General features: G+C 58.0%; 21 protein-coding genes. 16 read left to right on the forward strand and 5 right to left on the reverse strand.

Features of this window, described 5'->3' with window-relative positions; all coding sequences use genetic code 11:
* Positions 1-64: 64 nt before the first annotated feature.
* Genes ACM6G4_RS22305 through ACM6G4_RS22315 form a run of 3 tightly spaced genes read right to left on the reverse strand, consistent with a single transcriptional unit; the run spans position 65 to position 3,648 of the window.
* On the reverse strand, positions 65-646 hold the full coding sequence (locus ACM6G4_RS22305) for a cob(I)yrinic acid a,c-diamide adenosyltransferase (RefSeq protein WP_056726064.1): 582 nt from the start codon (positions 644-646) through the stop codon (positions 65-67).
* A gap of 2 nt (positions 647-648) precedes the next feature.
* The gene (locus ACM6G4_RS22310; protein ID WP_056726062.1) at positions 649-2,685 is read right to left on the reverse strand and encodes a HAMP domain-containing sensor histidine kinase; all 2,037 of its coding nucleotides are present in this window, start codon (positions 2,683-2,685) and stop codon (positions 649-651) included.
* 45 nt (positions 2,686-2,730) lie between these two features.
* Positions 2,731-3,648, reverse strand: a complete 918-nt coding sequence (locus ACM6G4_RS22315) for a putative 2-dehydropantoate 2-reductase (protein ID WP_414914645.1) — start codon at positions 3,646-3,648, stop codon at positions 2,731-2,733.
* A 135-nt stretch (positions 3,649-3,783) separates the two neighbouring features.
* Here ACM6G4_RS22315 and ACM6G4_RS22320 point away from each other — a divergent pair, with 135 nt between their 5' ends.
* The gene (locus tag ACM6G4_RS22320) at positions 3,784-4,269 is read left to right on the forward strand and encodes a YajQ family cyclic di-GMP-binding protein (protein ID WP_053155306.1); all 486 of its coding nucleotides are present in this window, start codon (positions 3,784-3,786) and stop codon (positions 4,267-4,269) included.
* Positions 4,270-4,405: 136 nt separating this feature from the next.
* On the forward strand, positions 4,406-5,248 hold the full coding sequence (locus tag ACM6G4_RS22325; RefSeq protein ID WP_056726058.1) for a mechanosensitive ion channel family protein: 843 nt from the start codon (positions 4,406-4,408) through the stop codon (positions 5,246-5,248).
* A 140-nt stretch (positions 5,249-5,388) separates the two neighbouring features.
* On the opposite strand, the gene ACM6G4_RS22330 is transcribed toward ACM6G4_RS22325, so the two are convergent.
* Positions 5,389-6,717, reverse strand: coding sequence for an OprD family porin (locus ACM6G4_RS22330; RefSeq protein ID WP_414914646.1), 1,329 nt, complete (start codon positions 6,715-6,717; stop codon positions 5,389-5,391).
* Positions 6,718-7,626: 909 nt separating this feature from the next.
* On the opposite strand from ACM6G4_RS22330, the gene ACM6G4_RS22335 reads away from it, so the two are divergent.
* Both ACM6G4_RS22335 and ACM6G4_RS22340 read left to right on the forward strand, forming a co-directional pair.
* Positions 7,627-8,052, forward strand: coding sequence for an HIT domain-containing protein (locus ACM6G4_RS22335; RefSeq protein ID WP_056726053.1), 426 nt, complete (start codon positions 7,627-7,629; stop codon positions 8,050-8,052).
* A gap of 3 nt (positions 8,053-8,055) precedes the next feature.
* Entirely contained in the window at positions 8,056-8,262 is a 207-nt protein-coding gene (locus ACM6G4_RS22340) for a SlyX family protein (RefSeq protein WP_008052459.1), read from the forward strand.
* Between the two features lie 64 nt (positions 8,263-8,326).
* On the opposite strand, the gene ACM6G4_RS22345 is transcribed toward ACM6G4_RS22340, so the two are convergent.
* The gene (locus tag ACM6G4_RS22345; RefSeq protein WP_056726050.1) at positions 8,327-8,929 is read right to left on the reverse strand and encodes a cold-shock protein; all 603 of its coding nucleotides are present in this window, start codon (positions 8,927-8,929) and stop codon (positions 8,327-8,329) included.
* A gap of 538 nt (positions 8,930-9,467) precedes the next feature.
* Between ACM6G4_RS22345 and ACM6G4_RS22350 the strand changes: the two genes are divergently transcribed.
* From ACM6G4_RS22350 to tolB, 12 genes are all read left to right on the forward strand, one after another.
* Positions 9,468-9,803 (forward strand): ribbon-helix-helix domain-containing protein, encoded by a 336-nt coding sequence (locus tag ACM6G4_RS22350; protein ID WP_082562985.1) that lies wholly within the window; start codon positions 9,468-9,470, stop codon positions 9,801-9,803.
* Between the two features lie 136 nt (positions 9,804-9,939).
* A complete protein-coding gene (locus ACM6G4_RS22355; RefSeq protein ID WP_056726046.1) occupies positions 9,940-10,161 on the forward strand; it encodes an FmdB family zinc ribbon protein in 222 nt (73 codons plus the stop codon).
* A 121-nt stretch (positions 10,162-10,282) separates the two neighbouring features.
* Entirely contained in the window at positions 10,283-12,058 is a 1,776-nt protein-coding gene (gene aspS / locus ACM6G4_RS22360; RefSeq protein ID WP_007977331.1) for an aspartate--tRNA ligase, read from the forward strand.
* A gap of 128 nt (positions 12,059-12,186) precedes the next feature.
* Complete coding sequence (locus tag ACM6G4_RS22365; protein ID WP_056726044.1) at positions 12,187-12,933, forward strand: YebC/PmpR family DNA-binding transcriptional regulator; 747 nt, start codon at positions 12,187-12,189, stop codon at positions 12,931-12,933.
* A gap of 154 nt (positions 12,934-13,087) precedes the next feature.
* Complete coding sequence (gene ruvC / locus ACM6G4_RS22370) at positions 13,088-13,612, forward strand: crossover junction endodeoxyribonuclease RuvC (RefSeq protein ID WP_046042207.1); 525 nt, start codon at positions 13,088-13,090, stop codon at positions 13,610-13,612.
* A gap of 114 nt (positions 13,613-13,726) precedes the next feature.
* On the forward strand, positions 13,727-14,335 hold the full coding sequence (gene ruvA / locus ACM6G4_RS22375; RefSeq protein WP_008052450.1) for a Holliday junction branch migration protein RuvA: 609 nt from the start codon (positions 13,727-13,729) through the stop codon (positions 14,333-14,335).
* Positions 14,336-15,397, forward strand: a complete 1,062-nt coding sequence (gene ruvB, locus ACM6G4_RS22380) for a Holliday junction branch migration DNA helicase RuvB (RefSeq protein WP_056726040.1) — start codon at positions 14,336-14,338, stop codon at positions 15,395-15,397.
* Between the two features lie 127 nt (positions 15,398-15,524).
* Entirely contained in the window at positions 15,525-15,992 is a 468-nt protein-coding gene (gene ybgC / locus ACM6G4_RS22385) for a tol-pal system-associated acyl-CoA thioesterase (RefSeq protein WP_056726038.1), read from the forward strand.
* On the forward strand, positions 15,982-16,677 hold the full coding sequence (gene tolQ, locus ACM6G4_RS22390; RefSeq protein WP_007897030.1) for a protein TolQ: 696 nt from the start codon (positions 15,982-15,984) through the stop codon (positions 16,675-16,677). The genes ybgC and tolQ overlap by 11 nt, the downstream gene beginning before the upstream one ends.
* A 23-nt stretch (positions 16,678-16,700) precedes the next feature.
* Positions 16,701-17,153, forward strand: coding sequence for a protein TolR (gene tolR / locus ACM6G4_RS22395; protein WP_162135951.1), 453 nt, complete (start codon positions 16,701-16,703; stop codon positions 17,151-17,153).
* Positions 17,153-18,232, forward strand: coding sequence for a cell envelope integrity protein TolA (gene tolA / locus ACM6G4_RS22400; RefSeq protein ID WP_056726036.1), 1,080 nt, complete (start codon positions 17,153-17,155; stop codon positions 18,230-18,232). Before tolR ends, tolA begins: the two co-directional genes overlap by 1 nt.
* Positions 18,233-18,249: 17 nt before the next feature.
* Positions 18,250-19,530, forward strand: coding sequence for a Tol-Pal system beta propeller repeat protein TolB (gene tolB / locus ACM6G4_RS22405; RefSeq protein ID WP_167362903.1), 1,281 nt, complete (start codon positions 18,250-18,252; stop codon positions 19,528-19,530).
* Positions 19,531-19,553 lie beyond the last annotated feature (23 nt).

Here is a 19,553-nt window from a genome sequence, read left to right on the forward strand (position 1 = left end):
TTTGCGGCGATCACAAAACCTGTGGGAGCGAGCTTGCTCGCGATGAGGGCTTGGCAGGCGCCGGCTAAACCTCAGGTTTCGCCGCAGGCTGCCAAAGAATCTCCGCCACTCCCTGACGCTTGGCAATCAGCCGCGCCATCACAAACAACAAATCCGACAACCGATTGATGTACGCCAGGCCAACCCCGGCTAGCGGCTCAATCGCATTGAGCTGCTGACAGCGCCGCTCTGCGCTGCGCGCCAGGCTACGGCAGACATGAGCCTGGGCAATCAGCGTCGAGCCACCGGGCAAGATGAAGTTTTCCAGGGGCCCCAACTCTTCATTCCACACATCGATCGCCGCTTCCAGTCGTTCGATTTCCGCTGCATTCAACGCCTGGTACACCGGCATCGCCAGTTCGCCACCCAGATCAAATAACCGATGCTGGCAGGGGGCCAATACCTCGATCACTTCGTTCAAGCCTGGAAACTCACCCGTTTGCGCCGCCAGCCCGGCCAGCAACACGCCCACCTGACTGTTCAGCGTATCGACTTCGCCAATGGCCTCGATCCGCGGGTGATCCTTGGGTACGCGACGACCGTCGCCCAGCCCGGTCTCGCCTTTGTCGCCAGTGCGGGTGTAAATCTTCGACAAACGAAAGCCCATGGTTACCTCGATAGCAGATTGAGTTCTTGCGAGACAGGTGGGGTACTCGCCAGGGGCAGGCGCAAGGTGAAGCAGGTGCCTTGGCCAAGAGTCGATTGCACTTCCATCTGCCCCTTGTGGTTATTGGTGATGATGAAGTACGACACCGACAGGCCAAGCCCGGTGCCCTGGCCGATTTCCTTGGTGGTGAAGAACGGCTCGAAGGTCCGTTTGCGCACGTTTTCGCTCATGCCGATCCCGTTGTCCTCGACCTGGATTTCCGCCCATGGCGGATTCAGCCTGGTGCGCAGAATGATCCGCCCCGGTTCGCTGTCGTCTTCACGCTGATGGATGGCTTGTGCGGCGTTCTTCAACAGGTTGAGCAGCACTTGCTCCAGTTCGTTGGCGGTGCCGGGGACCGGTCCCAGGGCCGGATCGAACTGGCGAATGATGGCCTGGCCCTTGAAGTCGAAGCCGATCGCCAGGTCGAAGTCGTTACCGGCGATCTCTACCGCCTGGTCGATCAGGGCAGGCAGATCGCACGGGGCCATCTGGCGGGTGCTACGACGGCTGAAGCTGAGCATGTGGGTGACGATTTTCGCCGCCCGGGCACCGGCCTGCTGGATGCCGTCGAGTAACTGTGGCACTTCGCGGATTTTCAGGTACTGGTTGACCGTCGCCAGTTCGATGCCGGCCTGTTCGGCCACTTCGAGGTTCTTCGGCAAATCGGACGACAGGCGTCGGCGAATGTTTTGCACGTTGTGCAGGATTGCGCCCAGCGGGTTGTTGATCTCGTGGGCCATGCCGGCGGCCAGGCCACCCACCGACAGCATTTTCTCCGACTGCACCATCATCTCTTCCAGGGACAGGCGCTGGGTGATGTCGTCGATCCGGATCACCACGCCACGCCCGGCACCGCCCATCAATGGATAGAAAGTCAGGGCGTAGTGGCGGGGCTCGTCATCCTTGAGCCAGGTGACACGCTCGATCTTGGCCACCGTATGCTGCTCGACCGTTTGCTTGAGTTGCGGCAGGAACGGCTTGAGCGGTTCGAAGGCGAGGAAGATAGGCTGGTTCAGGGCTTCATCGAGGCGCGTGCCGGACAGGGCGCTGGCCTCCTGGTTCCATTGCGTCACGTAGAGTTGTTCGTCGAGGGCGATCAGTGCCGATGGCATGGAGTCGATGATGCTGTTGAGGTAGTTCTGGAAACCGGTGAGCTTTTTCTCGATCTTGCTGCGCACCTGGACTTCGAGCTCCAGTTTGCGGTTGGTATGGCGGGTTTCTTCCGCCAGACCCTGGGCCTGGTCATAGGCTGCCTGGGAGTCGTCCCTGGCCCGCTTGAGTTGCTGCTCCCTGGCCTCGATCCGCGAGAGCATGGTGTTGAACGCTTCGGCGAGGCTGCCGATTTCATCGTGGTTTCCGCGCGAAGCACGCAGTGCGTAGTTCTCTTCGCGGGTGACCTGCCGGGACAACTCTTCGAGCTGGTGGATCGGCCGGGTAATCAGGCGCTTGATCTGGCGGGCAATGATCAGCCACAGCAATACGCTGAAGATCAGAATCCCCAGGCTGGCCGTCAGGGTCCCGGTGTAGAACGCCACTGGCAGTTCGCTCGAAGCTACCAACAGCAGGTGTCCTGGTGCCGCGCCAGTGCGGGGCAGGGGGATGACTTGGTTGGTACGAAACTCGGTGGCCTGCCAGTCTTCGATATGCCGGAAACGCTTCGGTAGCTCCAGGTTGTCGCCATGCTGCAATTGCGCCAGTCGCTCACCCTTTCCGTCATACAGGGCTGCCGCGCGCAAGGGCGAATAGCTGTTGAGTTCATTCAGCAGGCGCTCGGCGCTTTGGGGGGACGCCAGGGCTTCGGAGGCCAGGCTCGGGTTGGATACCAGCCGGCCGATGGTCTGCAGGGCCTGGGGCGCCATGCTTTCCTGGGAGATGTAGTAGGCGGCGCTGATAAAGGTCAGGTTGGCAACCAGCAGGACGGTGACCATCAGTACCAGCAGGGCGGCCAGCAGTTTCTGGCCGACGGGCAGGTTTTCAAGGCGCTGGCGCAATGGCATCGGATTCATCGCAGACAAGGAACAAGTGGCCAGCGTAGCCGCTGCTCAGTCGCTGGGCAATCCAAGGCGTTGCAGGCGAGCGATCAACCTTGCCTCAAGTTGATTGAGGTGAGGCAGGTTCAGTTGATGGCGCCCGGCCACTTTGCAGGCATAACCGAGCAGGTAGCTGATTTCCGTGCGGCGCTGGCTCGTGACGTCCTGATGCATCGAGGAGTAGTTGGCGGCGGTGGCGTGAATCACCCGTTCGACTTCCTGCTGCAGGTTTTCGGCCGCTGCCGGCTGACCACAACGCTCGAGCAACTCCACCAGTTCACCGCACAGGGTGGCGACCTCACATTGATGTTGCTGCAAGCCGCCATTACGGCAATCGTGTAGCACCGTCAGCGGATTGATCGCACAGTTGAGGGCGAGTTTGCGCCACAGCCGGGTCAGGATCTCGGTGCTCCACTCGTGGGGGATGCCGGCAGCGCTCAGGTCATCGAGCCAGATCGGTGCCATCGGATGGCTCGCATCCCCCAGCCAGGTGAAGCCATGTCCGGCAAACACCACGCGCCAATCACCATCGCGGAAGGCGCCTTCGGTGCTCGAGGCATAGATGCAGCGTGCCTGGGGAACCTGGGCGGCGACCGCGTCCTGGCTGCCCAGGCCATTTTGCAGCAGGATCAGTTCGGCGCCTGGGGCCAGGCGTGGCGCCAATCGAGCCACCGCACTTTCGGTATCGTAGGCTTTACACGCCACCAGCAGGCGGTGGATCGGTTGGGGGTTGTCGGCTGTCTCTGCGGGCACGGCATAGTGTTGCGCCTCGCCGTGTTCCACCAGTGTCAATCCACCGGCCACCTCATAGGCCTGCAGTCTCGCGGTGTCCCGCAGGATCAGCCGGACCGGCATTCCAGCCCGTGTCAGGCGTGTCGCCCATAAAGTGCCGAGGCTGCCGGCGCCCAGTACATGCCAGGTGGTGGACATCAGCTTTTTGCTCTGTTTAAGGCGTGCATCGGCAGCTCGCAGTGAATGATGGGAAAGACCCGTTATAATCAGCGCGGATTTTAACCGCAAGCCAGGCGTGCTCCATCAGTGCGCCTTTAATTTTGGAGAGATTACATGCCGTCGTTCGACGTGGTATCCGAACTGGACAAACACGAAGTCACCAACGCGGTCGAGAACGCCGTCAAGGAACTCGATCGTCGTTATGACCTGAAAGGCAAAGGCAGCTTCGAGTTCAAGGAAAAAGACCTGACCGTCAACCTGACCGCCGAAGCGGATTTTCAGCTCGAAGCGATGATTGAGATCCTCAAGCTGGCGCTGGTCAAGCGCAAAATCGACGTGCAGTGCCTTGAAGTCAAGGACGCGTTCGCGTCGGGCAAGCTGATGAAGCAGGAAGCCGTCCTCAAGGAAGGCATTGACAAGGAGCTGGCGAAGAAAATCGTCGCTCATGTCAAAGACGCCAAGCTCAAGGTCCAGGCGGCCATTCAGGGTGAGCAGGTTCGCATCACCGGCAAAAAGCGTGATGACCTGCAAGAAGCCATTGCAGCGCTGCGGGCCAAGGAATTCGGTATGCCGCTGCAGTTCAACAACTTCCGCGACTGAGCCTCGAACCGGGAACCTCTTGGCGTTTGCGACGTCGGAGGCCAAGCAGCGGCAGAAACGATTGAGCCCGTCTCGGTTCGGTCTTTCTGCCGCTTTTTTTACGCATGCCGGGTAGCCGGAAAACAGGAGAGTGTAGATGGACTTAAATGCCGAGGTAGACAATCTGGTCAAGGTATCCCAAACCTGGATCCCGATGATCATGGAGTACGGCAGCCGTGTACTGCTGGCGGTTATCACCCTGGCCATCGGCTGGTGGTTGATCAACAAGGTCACGAAAAAGCTCGGCGGCCTGATTGCATTGCGTAATGCCGATCTGGCGCTGCAAGGCTTTATCAGCAGCCTGGCGAATATCATTCTCAAGATTCTGCTGATCGTCAGCGTGGCCTCGATGATCGGTGTGGAAACCACTTCGTTTGTGGCAGCGATTGGTGCGGCAGGCCTGGCCATTGGCCTGGCCTTGCAGGGCAGCCTGGCGAACTTCGCCGGTGGCGTGCTGATTTTGCTGTTCCGTCCGTTTCGCATCGGTGACTGGATCGAGGCTCAGGGTATCGCCGGTACTGTCGACAGCATCCAGATTTTCCATACCGTGCTGCGTACTGGTGACAACAAGACCATCATCGTACCTAACGGCAATCTGTCGAATGGCATCATCACCAACACAAACCGTCAGCCGACCCGCAAGGTCGTGTTTGATGTAGGCGTTGATTATGAAGCGGACCTGCAGAAAGCCCGTGAAGTTTTGCTGGAATTGGCCAAGGACCCGCGAGTATTGGCAGATCCGGAACCACAGGCCGTTGTTTCTACCCTGGGTGACAGTGCGATCACACTTTCGCTTCGTGTCTGGGTAAAGACTGCCGATTACTGGGACGTGATGTTCATGTTCAACGAACTATCCCGGGATCGTCTGCGAGAGGCCGGTATCGATATTCCATTTCCACAGCGGGTTATTCGTGTGGTTCAGGAATCTGCGGTGCAGTGACCGGTCTTGCCATACACGGCTGACTTTTCGGTCGGGCATGGATAGCGATTGTTCAATAATTGAACAGTTTGCATGGACAACAAAAAAGGCCCATCCGAAGATGGGCCTTTTTTTTGTTACCGCAAACTAACTGGATGCGATTACAAAACCGACAGCGGGTAGTCGACGATGAAGCGGAATTCTTTCACGTCGCCTTCACCTTCGTCAGCGTTAGCGAAGTGCCATGCTTGACGAATACGGAAGGACAGGTCTTTTGCCGGGCCAGTCTGAACAACGTACTTGGCTTCGAAGTTGGTTTCGTTGTGCTTGCCGTCTTCGCCGTACAGGCCAGCGTAAGGGCTGCCTACAGGAGTTTTGGTGCCGTCGATGTCCCAACCTTTAACGTAACGGGTCATGAAGCTCAGACCTGGAACGCCGTACTCAGCCATTTTCAGGTCGTAACGAACCTGGGCAGACTTCTCGCCAGGGGCGTTGAAGTCAGAGTACTGGATGGAGTTGGCGAGGAAGATCGAGTCGCCGCCGCGGTTGTTCTTGCCCACGCCGATGTAGTCGAACGGAGTGTCACCGTTAACCTTCTGGAAGGCCAGGGTGATGGTGTGTGCTTTCATGAACGAGAAAGCGGCTGCCAGGGAGTAAGCGGTGTTGCTGATCTCGCCCGCTTTGGCGTCACCGGTATCTTTGGTGTTGTAGATGTTACCGTCCAGGTTCAGCGACTCATCGCCACCCAGCGGAATGGTGTAGTTCAGGTTGGCGTAGTACTGGTTCCAGATGTCTTCCAGCTTGGCGCCATACAGCGATGCCGACAGGTTGTCGGTGATGCCGTATTTACCACCGAAGTAGTCGATGCTGTTGGCTTCTACGCCAGCGTAGGTTGCATACAGGCCGCCGTCACGGGCGTTGCGGTCCTGGCTGGTCGCCGAGTAGAAGTGACCGGCTTCGAGGTCAAGGTCTTTGACTTCGCTGCTCTGCAGCTGGATGCCGCTGGCAGTTTGAGGAAGGATGCGGGAACCGCCAACTGCAAACACTGGAGCAGTGCTTGGCTGCATGTCGCCGACTTTCAGCTCGGTCTTGGATACGCGGAATTTAACTGCGCCGCCTGCTTTGCCCTGGCTGTCATTGACTTCGCCATCGGCGTCGCGGCTCATGTTGCCGGTGCCGCCGGTGCCATCACCGCCGTCCAGTTTGATTGCCAGGTAACCGAATGCATCAACACCAACACCGATCAGGCCTTGGGTGTAACCGGAGCTGAAATTGCCCCAGATGCCTTGGGTCCAGTCTTTCTGGTCGTTGCGGCCATCTTTGTTATCACGGTTGAAGTAGTAGTTGCGAACCAGCAAGTTCAGCGTGCTGTCTTCAACAATACCTTTGGCTTCAGCCTGGTCACTTACGAAAGGGGCGGCCGTAGCCAATTGGGTACTGGCGGCTGCTGCAACTGCCAGTGCGATCATGCTCCACTTCATCACGCGCATCGTGATTTGCTCCTTTGGTTTTAGAAGAGTACTGCCGTCCCACCTGTTTTATTATCTGGGCGGCTCTTTCTTTTTGTGTCGGCGCAAACTTATATCACGCCGACAATGTTGGCGATACTTGCGCATCTAACCTTTCGCCTTCTTTACGACCCTGTCGCAAACAGCATGGTAGATGTCGCAAATTTCCAGCTCCGACGCAACAGGGCGGACAACTTTAATGCTGTTTTCTGCGCCTTGTCGTCGCTAAAAAGAGTCCTGGTGAAACGTTTGAATCTCCATCGGGCTACCTTGCCACTATTTTTTTTGCCTGAGGGGCTCCGCTTCCCGCGGGTGCCACTCCGGCGATATTGGGTATGAATGCAACAAGCGTGCACAAAATCGTGTTTTGTTACGCTTTTTTTCTAATTGACTGCCAAGTGCTGTAAAAACCTCATGAAACCGGGGGGTTCAAGCGCTTTCGGTTTGGGCTTGACGCCTTGCCTTACATCATGTTGCACCCTTCTGGTCGACAGCCTGGCAACCGGAAATGTTACCGGTTCACCCCGCCACTGAGTAAATGGCGGATGTCGAAGCACCCAGCGTAGACCCACTGTGCGGTTTTGGTGCAAAAAATTTTAGCCTTGTATTGAATTCACCTCTTTCGAGCCCTTGGCTGAAGCGAACTTTTCCTTGTTGCTCAGTCATTTCGGCGTGTTTTGCCTGTCGTTCGGTTCTGTAATGGTGCACGGTGGAAAAAATAGTCCTGTCCGGGGGCGGCTATCAGTTTTTGCTGGCGCTCGTGGCCTCGAGGCAAGGTTCGCCGTGAAGCCTGCGTCGTTCACAGGTATGCTGCCATCCGGTCGCTTGGTGCGCTGTCCGGTCAGGATGGGCGCTAAGCTGAAAAATGATGCCCCGGCGGGAGTACGCGCAGTGTTCGCTTTAGATCCACGACTTCAACAAGACACGTTACCGATCGGGGACTTTCCGCTCTGCCGGTTGTTGCTGTCCAACGATTCGAACTATCCCTGGTTCATCCTGGTACCTCGTCGTGAGGCTATCAGCGAGATATTTCAGTTGGATGTCGCAGACCAGCAACAGCTTTGGCAGGAAACCACTGCGCTGTCGCAAGGACTCAAGGACGCGTTCGATGCGGACAAGTTGAATGTGGCGGCGCTGGGCAATGTCGTCAGTCAGTTGCACATGCATGTAATCGTGCGTAAGCGCGAAGATGCCGCCTGGCCGGCGCCGGTTTGGGGTAAACATCCGGCAAAACCTTACGGTTCGGAGCAGATCGCCGCGATTCGCGAGCGTTTGCGCTTGATATTGACAGATGATTTTACGTTTCTGGAGGGCTGAATCATGAGCCTGGAAGAACGCGTTACCGAGCTTGAAAGCCGTCTGGCGTTTCAGGATGACACCATCCAGGCGTTGAACGATGTGCTGGTGGCGCAGCAGCGGGTGGTGGAGCGCCTGCAGTTGCAAATGGCCGCGCTGCTCAAGCGACAGGAGGAAATGGTCGGACAGTTCGAGTCATTCGAAGAAGAAGCGCCTCCGCCGCACTATTAAGCAAGTCACAGGCATGAAAAAACCGCGGACAGCTCGGCTGTGCGCGGTTTTTTTTAGCCTTGAGTCAGCGGCGCGGCAGTGCGGCGATCACATCTTCGGCTTGCAGGCCTTTGTCACGATTCATGACGGAGAACTCCACGCGCTGGCCTTCGACCAGGACACGGTGGCCTTCACCGCGAATGGCCCGGAAGTGGACGAAGATATCGTCGCCGGAGTCGCGGGAGATGAAGCCGAAGCCTTTGGATGTGTTGAACCACTTGACGGTGCCGGTATCACGGTTGCTCATGTCGTAGCTTGGCGAGGCGGCGGCTGGTGACGACTTGTAAAAGCTGATGCCGAGGTGCAGGGCAACGGCGATCAGGGTTGCGACCAGGCTGAACAGTACGGCGGGTTGACCGGCGATGACGGGCATCGGTGCGATCAGCGTCAGGGTTTGCAGGACCACGCTCAGCACCAGCAGGGCGCTGACCAGGTTTTGCAGTTGGTGACGCGGGCCTTTGTTCCAGTAAGGGATGACTGGTGCAAGCGTAAGGTTGAGCAGGCCGAAAAAGGCCAGGTACAGTGCGTCGGGTTGTTGCAGGTAAGGTAAGGCTTCGGATTGCAGGCTAGGGATGAAGGACAGCAGCAAGGCCGCTGCGCCTATCAACAGATGGACGATTTTCAACATTTTGATTAACTCACGTTAAGACAGCTCACAAGGAAGAGCTGATGGCGCACGGTTCGCTTCAAGATAATAAAGAGGCGTTGGACACGTACCCGGTATCAGCCTATGCGCCGTGCCCGGAAAAAATAGGCACTGGCGACACACTGTCTATTTAACAGCAAAGCCGCAGGCTACTCAAATCAGGGCGTCCGGCGGCTCTTTTCGGGGCGAATTGACGCAGGTTGCCCCAAGTTACGGGGTAGCGGTACCTTCCTGCGACCGACTTGCTGACCTCGCGGATGCCGGTGCATGAAAAGCGGCGTGGATGCTCCGCGATCTTCTTTGCTGGACCATTCCATAGGGTGTTTCTGAAGGGCGCATCGCTTCGTTGCGTGGGAAAATGTCTGGAGTAGGACGCTCTCCAGGGTCTGCCAAAAGTTGTTGGCTTATCCTACGTCGAGGGTCATAAAGTCGGCTGGAAAATACCTTTGCACCTGAGTTTTTATAAGTCGACACACAGTTGCGCTTTAAAGAAACCAGATGGCAAAGGAGTGTCAGCGTTATGGTTTATGAAAGGCAAGAAGAGGGGCGATACGGTTCGCACAAGGATGTAAGGGTTGATCCGTTTGTTCGCGAGTTCGATATGGGGCTGGCCCAGCCCTTCTCCCGCTCCGTACGATTGAATGGCTTCGCCACCTGTTTGCGGCTCGAGCAGGTTTATTGGGATATTTTGGGGGCGATGGCCCGGGTCAATGGTTGCTCGGTCAATAACCTGTTGTCTCATGTGGATCGCGAAGTTCACTTGCGTCATGGCGGGGTAAGGAACTTCAGTGGATTGGTGCGGGTTGTCTGCGTCGTACACAGTCTCAAGGAAGGGGGGGGCATCGCCATGGCCTAGTCTGGACGGCGAAAACAGCAGAGTGTCGGTCCGTGCAGTCTTACGGCTGCACAGGCCGCATTTAATGGATATAATCCCGCTCTTTGCCGCAAAACCCTGCGTGTGCGGTAGCAATCTGATCGCCGAGACAACCTCCATGCCGATGTACGATTATCAATGTGCTTCCTGTGGTCATCAGTTGGAAGCCATTCAAAAGATCAGCGATGCACCGCTGGTCGACTGCCCTGTCTGTCAGGCGCCAGAGCTTAAAAAGTTGCTGTCCATGCCGGGCTTCCGCCTCAGCGGCACGGGTTGGTACGAAACCGATTTCAAGACCGGTTCCAAGAAGAACCTGGCCGGCGGCGACAAAGCTGACTAAGGCCCGGCCCCTGAGTTGTGACCTGAGTTGAACGACACGCGTGGGCTCTTGCATCATCCCATAGTGGATGTGCCCAAGGCCTCCAACCGAATTTCGAATTACGAGAAGTGAAACCACGACCATGATGCGCAGCCATTATTGCGGCCAACTGAACGAAAGCCTGGACGGCCAGGAAATTACCCTTTGCGGATGGGTCCACCGTCGCCGTGACCACGGTGGGGTGATTTTCCTCGATATCCGTGATCGTGATGGTCTGGCCCAGGTCGTGTTCGATCCGGATCGCGCTGAAACCTTCGCTGCTGCCGATCGCGTGCGCAGCGAGTACGTCGTGAAGATCACCGGCAAGGTTCGCCTGCGTCCGGCCGGGGCGACCAACGCCAACATGGCGTCGGGCATGATCGAAGTCTTGGGTTACGAGCTGGAAGTGCTGAACGAATCGGAAACCCCGCCGTTCCCGCTGAACGAGTTCTCCGACGTCGGTGAAGAAACCCGCCTGCGCTATCGCTTCCTCGACCTGCGTCGCCCGGAAATGGCCGAGAAGCTGCGTCTGCGTTCACGCATGACCACCAGCATCCGCCGCTTCCTGGACGAGAACGGCTTCCTCGACGTCGAGACGCCGATCCTGACCCGTGCCACCCCGGAAGGCGCGCGCGACTACCTGGTGCCGAGCCGTACTCACGCAGGTTCATTCTTTGCCTTGCCGCAATCGCCACAGCTGTTCAAACAGCTGCTGATGGTGGCCGGCTTCGACCGTTACTACCAGATCGCCAAGTGCTTCCGTGACGAAGACCTGCGGGCCGACCGCCAGCCGGAATTCACCCAGATCGACATCGAGACCAGCTTCCTCGATGAAAAAGAGATCATGGGCCTGACCGAGCAAATGATCCGCAACCTGTTCAAGGAAGTGCTGGGCCTGGAGTTCGGCGAGTTCCCGCACATGACCTTCGAAGAAGCCATGCGCCGTTACGGTTCCGACAAGCCAGACCTGCGTAACCCGCTGGAACTGGTGGACGTTGCCGATCAGCTCAAGGAAGTCGACTTCAAGGTGTTCAGCGGCCCGGCCAACGACCCGAAATGCCGCATCGCCGCCCTGCGCGTGCCTGGCGGCGCGAGCATGCCGCGCAAGCAGATCGACGACTACACCAAGTTTGTCGGCATCTACGGTGCCAAGGGCCTGGCGTACATCAAGGTCAACGAGCGCGCCAATGGCGTTGACGGTCTGCAATCGCCGATCGTGAAGAACATCCCTGAAGCCAACCTCAACGTGATCCTGGATCGTGTTGGTGCAGTTGATGGCGATATCGTGTTCTTCGGCGCCGACAAGGCCAAGATCGTCAGCGAAGCGTTGGGCGCATTGCGCATCAAGCTCGGCCACGACCTGAGCCTGCTGACCTGCGAATGGGCTCCGATGTGGGTCGTTGACTTCCCGATGTTCGAAGAGAACGACGACGGCAGCTTCAGCGCCTTGCACCACCCGTTCACCGCGCCGAAGTGCTCCCCGGCGGAGCTGGAAGCCAACCCGGCGGGCGCTTTGTCCCGTGCCTACGACATGGTGTTGAACGGCACCGAGCTGGGTGGCGGTTCGATTCGTATCCACCGCAAAGAGATGCAACAAGCGGTCTTCCGCCTGCTGGGCATCAACGAAGTGGAGCAGGAGGAGAAATTCGGCTTCCTGCTCGACGCCCTGAAGTACGGCGCGCCGCCGCACGGTGGCCTGGCCTTCGGTCTGGACCGTCTGGTGATGCTGATGACCGGCGCCCAGTCGATCCGTGAAGTGATCGCCTTCCCGAAAACCCAGAGCGCGGCAGATGTCATGACCCAGGCGCCGGGCCAGGTGGATGCCAAGGCATTGCGCGAATTGCATATTCGTCTGCGCGAAACGCCTAAGGCCGAGTAAGGCTGACCTGAAGGGCGCATCTGTGGATGCGCCCTTTCTGTATAGATAGAGCTGTTCAAGATTTTTGTTTGCCGGCCGGCGCAATGCGGCGTAGCGGGCAATGTTTCAAAGAGAATTCGGAGCGAGTTATGGCAGGTCATTCCAAGTGGGCGAACATCAAGCACCGCAAAGAACGTCAGGATGCCAAAAAAGGCAAGATTTTCACCAAGTGGATTCGTGAGCTGACCGTTGCTGCTCGCCAGGGTGGCGGTGATCCAGGTTCCAATCCGCGTCTGCGCCTGGCGTTGGACAAGGCTCTTGGCGCGAACATGAGTCGCGACATCATCGACCGGGCAGTTGCCCGTGGTGCCGGTGCCGCCGATACCGACGACATGGTCGAGCTGACCTACGAAGGTTATGGTCCGGGTGGTGTCGCGGTGATGGTCGAATGCATGACCGACAACCGTAATCGCACTGCAGCCGCTGTTCGTCACGCGTTCAGCAAATGTGGCGGCAACCTGGGGACTGACGGTTCGGTGGCCTATCTGTTCGAGCGCAAGGGGCAGATCTCCTTCGCTGCCGGCGTTGACGAAGACGCACTGATGGAAGCCGCCATGGAAGCCGACGCCGATGACGTGGTGACCAACGAAGACGGTTCGATCGATGTGTTCACCTCGTTTGCCGGGTTCTATTCCGTGCGTAACGCACTGGAAGCGGCGGGTTTCAAAGGTGACGACGCGGAAATCGTCATGTTGCCGACCACCAGCGCCGAACTCGATCTGGAAGGCGCCGAGAAAGTCCTCAAGCTGATCGACATGCTCGAAGATCTGGACGACGTGCAAAACGTCTACTCTAACGCGGAAATTCCGGAGTCGGTGGCCGCGCAGCTCGGTTGAGGCATCGATAAAGATCGCAGTTTTCACCAGCCTCTGTAGGAGCTGGCGAAGCCTGCGATCTTTTGATTTTTGGCTTTTTATTTAAATGATCGCAGCCTTTGGCAGCTCCTACACGGTTATCCTCCGTTAACCGCGATCTCTTTCTGCAGGCGTTATGACTTTAATTCTTGGTATCGACCCCGGTTCGCGCATCACCGGTTACGGTGTGGTTCGTGATACCGGTCGCGGCTGTGAGTACGTCGCCTCCGGTTGTATCCGCACCGGTGCCGGCGAGCTGCATGAGCGACTGCAGATTGTCTATCGCGGGGTGCGGGAGATCATTCAGACGTACCATCCGGTGACCATGGGGATCGAAAAGGTGTTCATGGCCCGTAACGCCGATTCCGCCCTGAAACTGGGGCAGGCCCGTGGCGCAGCGATTGTGGCAGGCGCCGAGGAAAACCTGGAAATTGCCGAGTACTCCGCAACCCAGGTCAAACAAGCGGTGGTTGGCACTGGTGCTGCTAATAAAGAGCAAGTGCAGATGATGGTCATGCACATGCTGAAATTGACCAGCAAACCCCAGATCGATGCCTCGGACGCCCTGGCCATTGCCATCTGCCACGCTCACACCCGTTCCAGTCTGCTGCCCCATGGGCTGGGAGCTGCACGCAGTCGTGGCGGGCGCCTGCGTCTCTGATAGCATCAGTAATCATTTTCATGGAGTGAGGGCGTTCCGCCTGGGTTGTCGGCGATGCTCCCTTGCTCTATCAGTCGCTGGCCAAGAGCTGGCCAACGCTCAAGGATTTGTAACGTGATTGGACGTTTGCGCGGCACCCTGGCTGAGAAGCAGCCTCCTCATCTGATTCTGGATGTAAATGGCCTGGGCTATGAACTTGAAGTGCCCATGACGACCCTTTACCGCTTGCCGTCGGTCGGTGAGCCGCTAACCTTGCATACCCATTTGGTCGTGCGCGAAGACGCACAGTTACTCTATGGTTTTGTCGGCAAGCGTGAGCGCGACTTTTTTCGCGAATTGATCCGCCTCAACGGCGTCGGGCCGAAACTGGCACTGGCGTTGATGTCGAGCCTGGAAGTCGACGAACTGGTTCGTTGCGTACAGTCCCAGGACACTTCGGCGCTGACAAAGGTCCCGGGCGTCGGCAAGAAAACCGCCGAACGCTTGCTGGTGGAACTCAAGGATCGCTTCAAGGCCTGGGAAACCGTACCGGCCATGTTCGCCCTGGTGCCGAACCAGCCGGATGGACCGGCCCCGGTGAACACTGCCGAGACTGACGCCGTCAGCGCCTTGATTTCCCTGGGCTACAAACCCCAGGAAGCGAGCAAGGCGGTGTCTGCGATCAAGGAGAAAGATTTGAGCAGTGAAGACATGATCCGTCGCGCCTTGAAGGGAATGATCTAAGTGATTGAAGCTGATCGTCTGATCGCTGCCACGCACAGCCCGCGTGAGCGCGAAGAAGTCCAGGACCGCGCCATTCGCCCGGTCAGCCTGGCCGAATACATTGGCCAGCCGACCGTTCGCGAGCAGATGGAGTTGTTCATTCAGGCCGCTCGCGGTCGTAACGAATCCCTGGATCACACGCTGATCTTCGGGCCGCCCGGCCTGGGCAAGACCACCCTCGCCAACATCATCGCCCAGGAAATGGGGGTGTCGATCAAGAGCACCTCGGGGCCGGTGCTGGAGCGCCCTGGTGACCTGGCGGCGTTGTTGACCAACCTTGAACCTCACGATGTGCTGTTTATCGACGAAATCCATCGCCTGTCGCCCATCGTCGAAGAGGTGCTGTACCCGGCCATGGAGGATTTCCAGCTCGACATCATGATCGGTGAGGGGCCGGCCGCGCGTTCGATCAAGCTGGACCTGCCACCGTTCACCCTGGTCGGCGCAACGACGCGGGCGGGGATGCTCACCAACCCGTTGCGTGACCGTTTCGGCATCGTTCAGCGTCTTGAGTTCTACAATACCGCCGACCTGTCGACGATTGTCAGTCGTTCGGCGAGCATCCTCGGTTTGCCGCTGGACCCGGAAGGCGCCTTCGAAATCGCCCGCCGTGCCCGTGGCACGCCGCGCATCGCCAACAGGCTGCTGCGCCGGGTGCGTGATTTCGCCGAAGTTCGCGCCAAGGGGCATATCACCAAGCCGATTGCCGACCTGGCGCTGAACCTGCTGGACGTCGACGAGCGTGGCTTCGATCACCAGGACCGGCGTCTGTTGCTGACCATGATCGAGAAATTCGACGGCGGGCCAGTAGGGGTCGACAGCCTGGCCGCAGCCATCAGCGAAGAGCGTCACACCATCGAAGACGTGCTGGAGCCTTACCTGATCCAGCAGGGTTACATCATGCGTACGCCTCGGGGGCGGGTGGTGACGCGGCATGCTTACCTGCATTTCGGTTTAAACATTCCGTCACGATTGGGCGAAATGCCCGTGGTAGACGAGTTTCTCAATGCCGCTGACGATTAATTAACATTGCGTGCTGATTTTTTCGGGCAATGTAGGGTCCCAGGACCGTACTTTCACGAGAAAGCCGCAGAACAATGAAAAACAGTTGCCATGCCGGATTGGCAACCTGAGGAGTAAGCACTAGAGTATGCGCGCGCAAAACGGGCTTGAGCCTTTCGCACATCGTTGTCGCGTTTATTACGAGGACACCGATGCGGGCGGCATCGTGTATTACGTTAATTACCTCAAGTTTATGGAACGGGCTCGAACCGAGCGGCTACGAGATCTGGGCTTTGCCCAATCGCAGCTTGTCGGGGAGGACCTGTTGTTCGTCGTGCATTCCAGCGAAGCGCGCTACCACGCGCCGGCGCGACTGGATGACGAACTGCTGGTAAGCGCCGAGGTAATCGAATTGAACCGTGCCAGCCTGCGCTTCAAACAGCAGGTCAGGCGGGCAACGGATAATGCACTGCTCTGCGAAGGGCAGTTTCTGGTGGCCTGTGTGCGCACTGAAAGTTTGAAACCCCGGGCCATTCCCGAAGCTCTACGAGCGGCCTTTGCCGACGTGAGCGGCGCGGGTACACACTCAAAGCAGGAGATAAAGCGTGGAAGCTAACGTCGTCGACCATTCCTCCATGTGGAGCCTGGTCAGCAATGCCAGTATCGTGGTGCAACTGGTAATGCTGATCCTGGTAGCCGCATCGGTGACCTCGTGGATCATGATCTTTCAGCGCAGCAACCTGCTGCGCGCCGGTCGACGTGCCCTGGAGAGCTTTGAAGAGCGCTTCTGGTCGGGTATCGACCTGTCCAAGCTGTACCGTCAGGCCGGCAGCAATCCGGACCCTGATTCGGGTGTCGAGCAAATCTTCCGTGCCGGTTTCAAGGAATTCTCCCGTCTGCGCCAGCAGTCAGGCGTTGACCCGGAAGCGGTCATGGAAGGTGTGGCCCGTGCCATGCGCGTTGCCATTTCCCGCGAAGAAGAAAAGCTCGAGCAGAGCCTGCCTTTCCTGGCCACCGTTGGTTCCGTCAGCCCGTACATCGGTCTGTTCGGTACCGTCTGGGGGATCATGAACTCCTTCCGTGGCCTGGCCACCGCCCAGCAAGCGACCCTGGCCACTGTGGCCCCGGGTATCGCCGAAGCACTGATCGCCACCGCGATCGGTCTGTTCGCTGCCATTCCAGCCGTTATCGCTTACAACCGTTTTGCTGCTCGCAGCGAAACCCTGCTGGGCCGCTACTACACCTTCGCCGACGAGTTCCAGGCGATCCTGCACCGCAAAGTGCACACCAGCGAAGAATAAGCAGGTAATTTCCAATGGCTTTAATCGCTCGAGCTCGCAAAAAGCGCAAGCCGGTCGCCGAGATGAACGTGGTGCCTTACATCGACGTGATGTTGGTGCTGCTGGTCATCTTCATGGTGACCGCTCCGATGCTCAATCAGGGCGTGAAAGTTGATCTGCCCAAGGTTTCCAGTGAAGCCTTGCCGCAGGACAACAACACCCAGGTCCTGACCATTTCCATCAAATCCGACAAGACCTACTACTGGAACCTTGGCAGCGAAGTCGACACCGAAAAGCAGCAGGATCGGGCCATGACCCTGCCGCAGATGACTGACGCGGTGACCAAGATCATTCGTGTCGGCAACGAAGGCGGCAAGCGTACCCAGGTCTTCATTCGCGGCGACAAATCCGTCGATTACGGCTCCGTCATGGGCGCGATGGGCGGGTTGCAGAAAGCCGGGGTCGGTAATGTTGGCTTGATTACCGAGGCGCCCTGATGCAGCAACAGCGAGAGCCGTCCGCCTCGGAAAGCTACTTCTGGCCTAGTGTCTGGGCGATTGGCTTGCACGTGCTGGTGTTCGGCATGCTGTTCGTCAGTTTTGCCTTTACCCCGGAACTGCCGCCTGCCAAGCCGATTGTCCAGGCGACCTTGTACCAGCTGAAATCGAAAAGTCGGGCGACCACCCAGACCAATCAGAAGATTGCCGGTGAAGCGCAGAAATCCGCTGCGCGTCAGACCGAAGTCGAGCAGATGGAACAGAAAAAGGTCGAGCAGGAAGCGGTGAAGGCTGCGGAACAAAAGAAAGAAGAGGCGGCTCAAAAGGCCGAAGAAGCCAAGAAGGCCGACGAGGCGAAGAAAGCGGACGAGGCGAAAAAGGCTGACGAAGCCAAGAAAGCCGACGATGCGAAGAAAACCGCGGAAGCCAAGAAGGCAGAAGAGAAACAATTGGCTGATATAGCCAAGAAGAAAGCCGAAGAAGAAGCCAAGAAAGCCGCGGAAGAAGAGGCCAAGAAAGCGGCCGCTGAAGAAGCCAAGAAAAAGATCGTCGAAGACGCGAAGAAGAAAGCCGCGGAAGACGCCAAGAAGAAAGCTGAAGCTGAAGAGGCGAAGAAGAAAGTCGCCGAGGAAGCGAAGAAGAAAGCTGCCGCCGATGCTGCGAAGAAGAAATCGCAGGATGCGGCGCGTAAATCCGCCGAAGACAAAAAGGCCCAGGCCCTGGCAGATTTGCTTTCCGACACGCCGCAGCGTCAGCAGGCCTTGGCCGATGAGCAGGGCGACGAAGTCGCCGGCAGTTTCGATGACCTGATTCGTGCGCGTGCAGCGGAAGGCTGGGCTCGTCCACCTTCGGCACGCAAAGGCATGACGGTCGTGTTGCAAATCGGCATGTTGCCGGACGGTACGGTGACTTCGGTCAGCGTCTCCAAGTCCAGTGGCGACGGTCCGTTTGACGCATCGGCTGTTGCAGCAGTGAAGAATATTGGACGTTTGACAGAAATGCAGGGAATGAAGCCGAGTGATTTCGCTCCGTATCGTTCATTCAAGATGACATTCACACCTGAGGATCTAGCCTTGTGAGAAACCTTCTTCGAGGAATGCTGGTCGTTATCTGCTGCATGGCAGGGATGGCGATGGCAGATGAGAAAAACATTCTGGTTACCAGCGGCAGCGATCGGGCGACCCCGATCGCAGTCGTGCCGTTCGGCTTCCAGGGCGGTAGCGTGCTGCCGGACGACATGGCGGAAATCATCGGTAATGACCTGCGCAACTCGGGTTACTACTCGCCGCTTCCAAAGCAGAACATGATCAGCCAGCCGAGCCAGGCCAGCGAAATCATCTTCCGTGACTTCAAGGCCCTGGGTGCCCAGTACGTCATGGTCGGCAGCATTGTGCCGGCGGGCGGTCGCCTGCAGGTGCAATACGCACTGTTCAACGTGGCCACCGAGCAGCAAGTGCTGACCGGCAGCGTGTCCGGCGGCGTCGATCAGCTGCGCGACATGGCGCACTACATCTCCGACCAGTCGTTCGAAAAACTCACGGGTATCAAGGGTGCCTTCTCGACTCGCCTGCTGTACGTAACGGCCGAGCGTTTCTCCGAGAACAACACTCGCTACACTCTGCAACGTTCGGACTATGACGGTGCTCGCGCCGTGACCCTGCTGCAGTCGCGCGAGCCGATCCTGTCGCCGCGTTTCGCACCGGATGGCAAGCGCATCGCTTATGTCTCCTTCGAGCAGAAGCGCCCACGCATCTTCATGCAGAACATCGACACCGGTCGTCGTGAGCAGATCACCAACTTCGAAGGCCTGAACGGTGCGCCAGCCTGGTCGCCGGATGGCAATCGCCTGGCATTCGTGCTGTCCAAAGACGGCAACCCGGACATCTATGTGATGAACCTGGGTTCGCGTCAGATCAGCCGCGTTACCAACGGTCCCGGCATCAACACCGAACCGTTCTGGGGCAAGGATGGCTCGACTATCTACTTCACGTCCGACCGCGGCGGCAAACCGCAGATCTACAAGACCAGTGCCGGTGGTGGCGGTGCCGAACGCGTGACTTTCGTCGGTAACTACAATGCCAACCCTAAACTGTCAGCCGATGAAAAGACGCTTGTCATGATTCACCGTCAGGATGGTTTCACCAATTTCAAGGTGGCAGCCCAGGATTTGCAGCGAGGTAGTGTAAAAATCCTCACTGATAGCACTCTGGACGAGTCGCCTACTGTCGCGCCCAACGGCACCATGGTAATCTACGCCACCCGCCAGCAGGGCCGGGGAGTCTTGATGCTCGTGTCCATCAATGGACGCGTAAGGCTCCCGCTTCCTACCGCACAAGGCGAAGTCAGAGAACCTTCCTGGTCCCCTTACCTGAACTGACGCGGCGCTATACGTTGTACTTA

This window comes from Pseudomonas sp. IT-P258, from assembly GCF_949767825.1.
Classification (GTDB): Bacteria; Pseudomonadota; Gammaproteobacteria; order Pseudomonadales; family Pseudomonadaceae; genus Aquipseudomonas; species Aquipseudomonas monachiensis.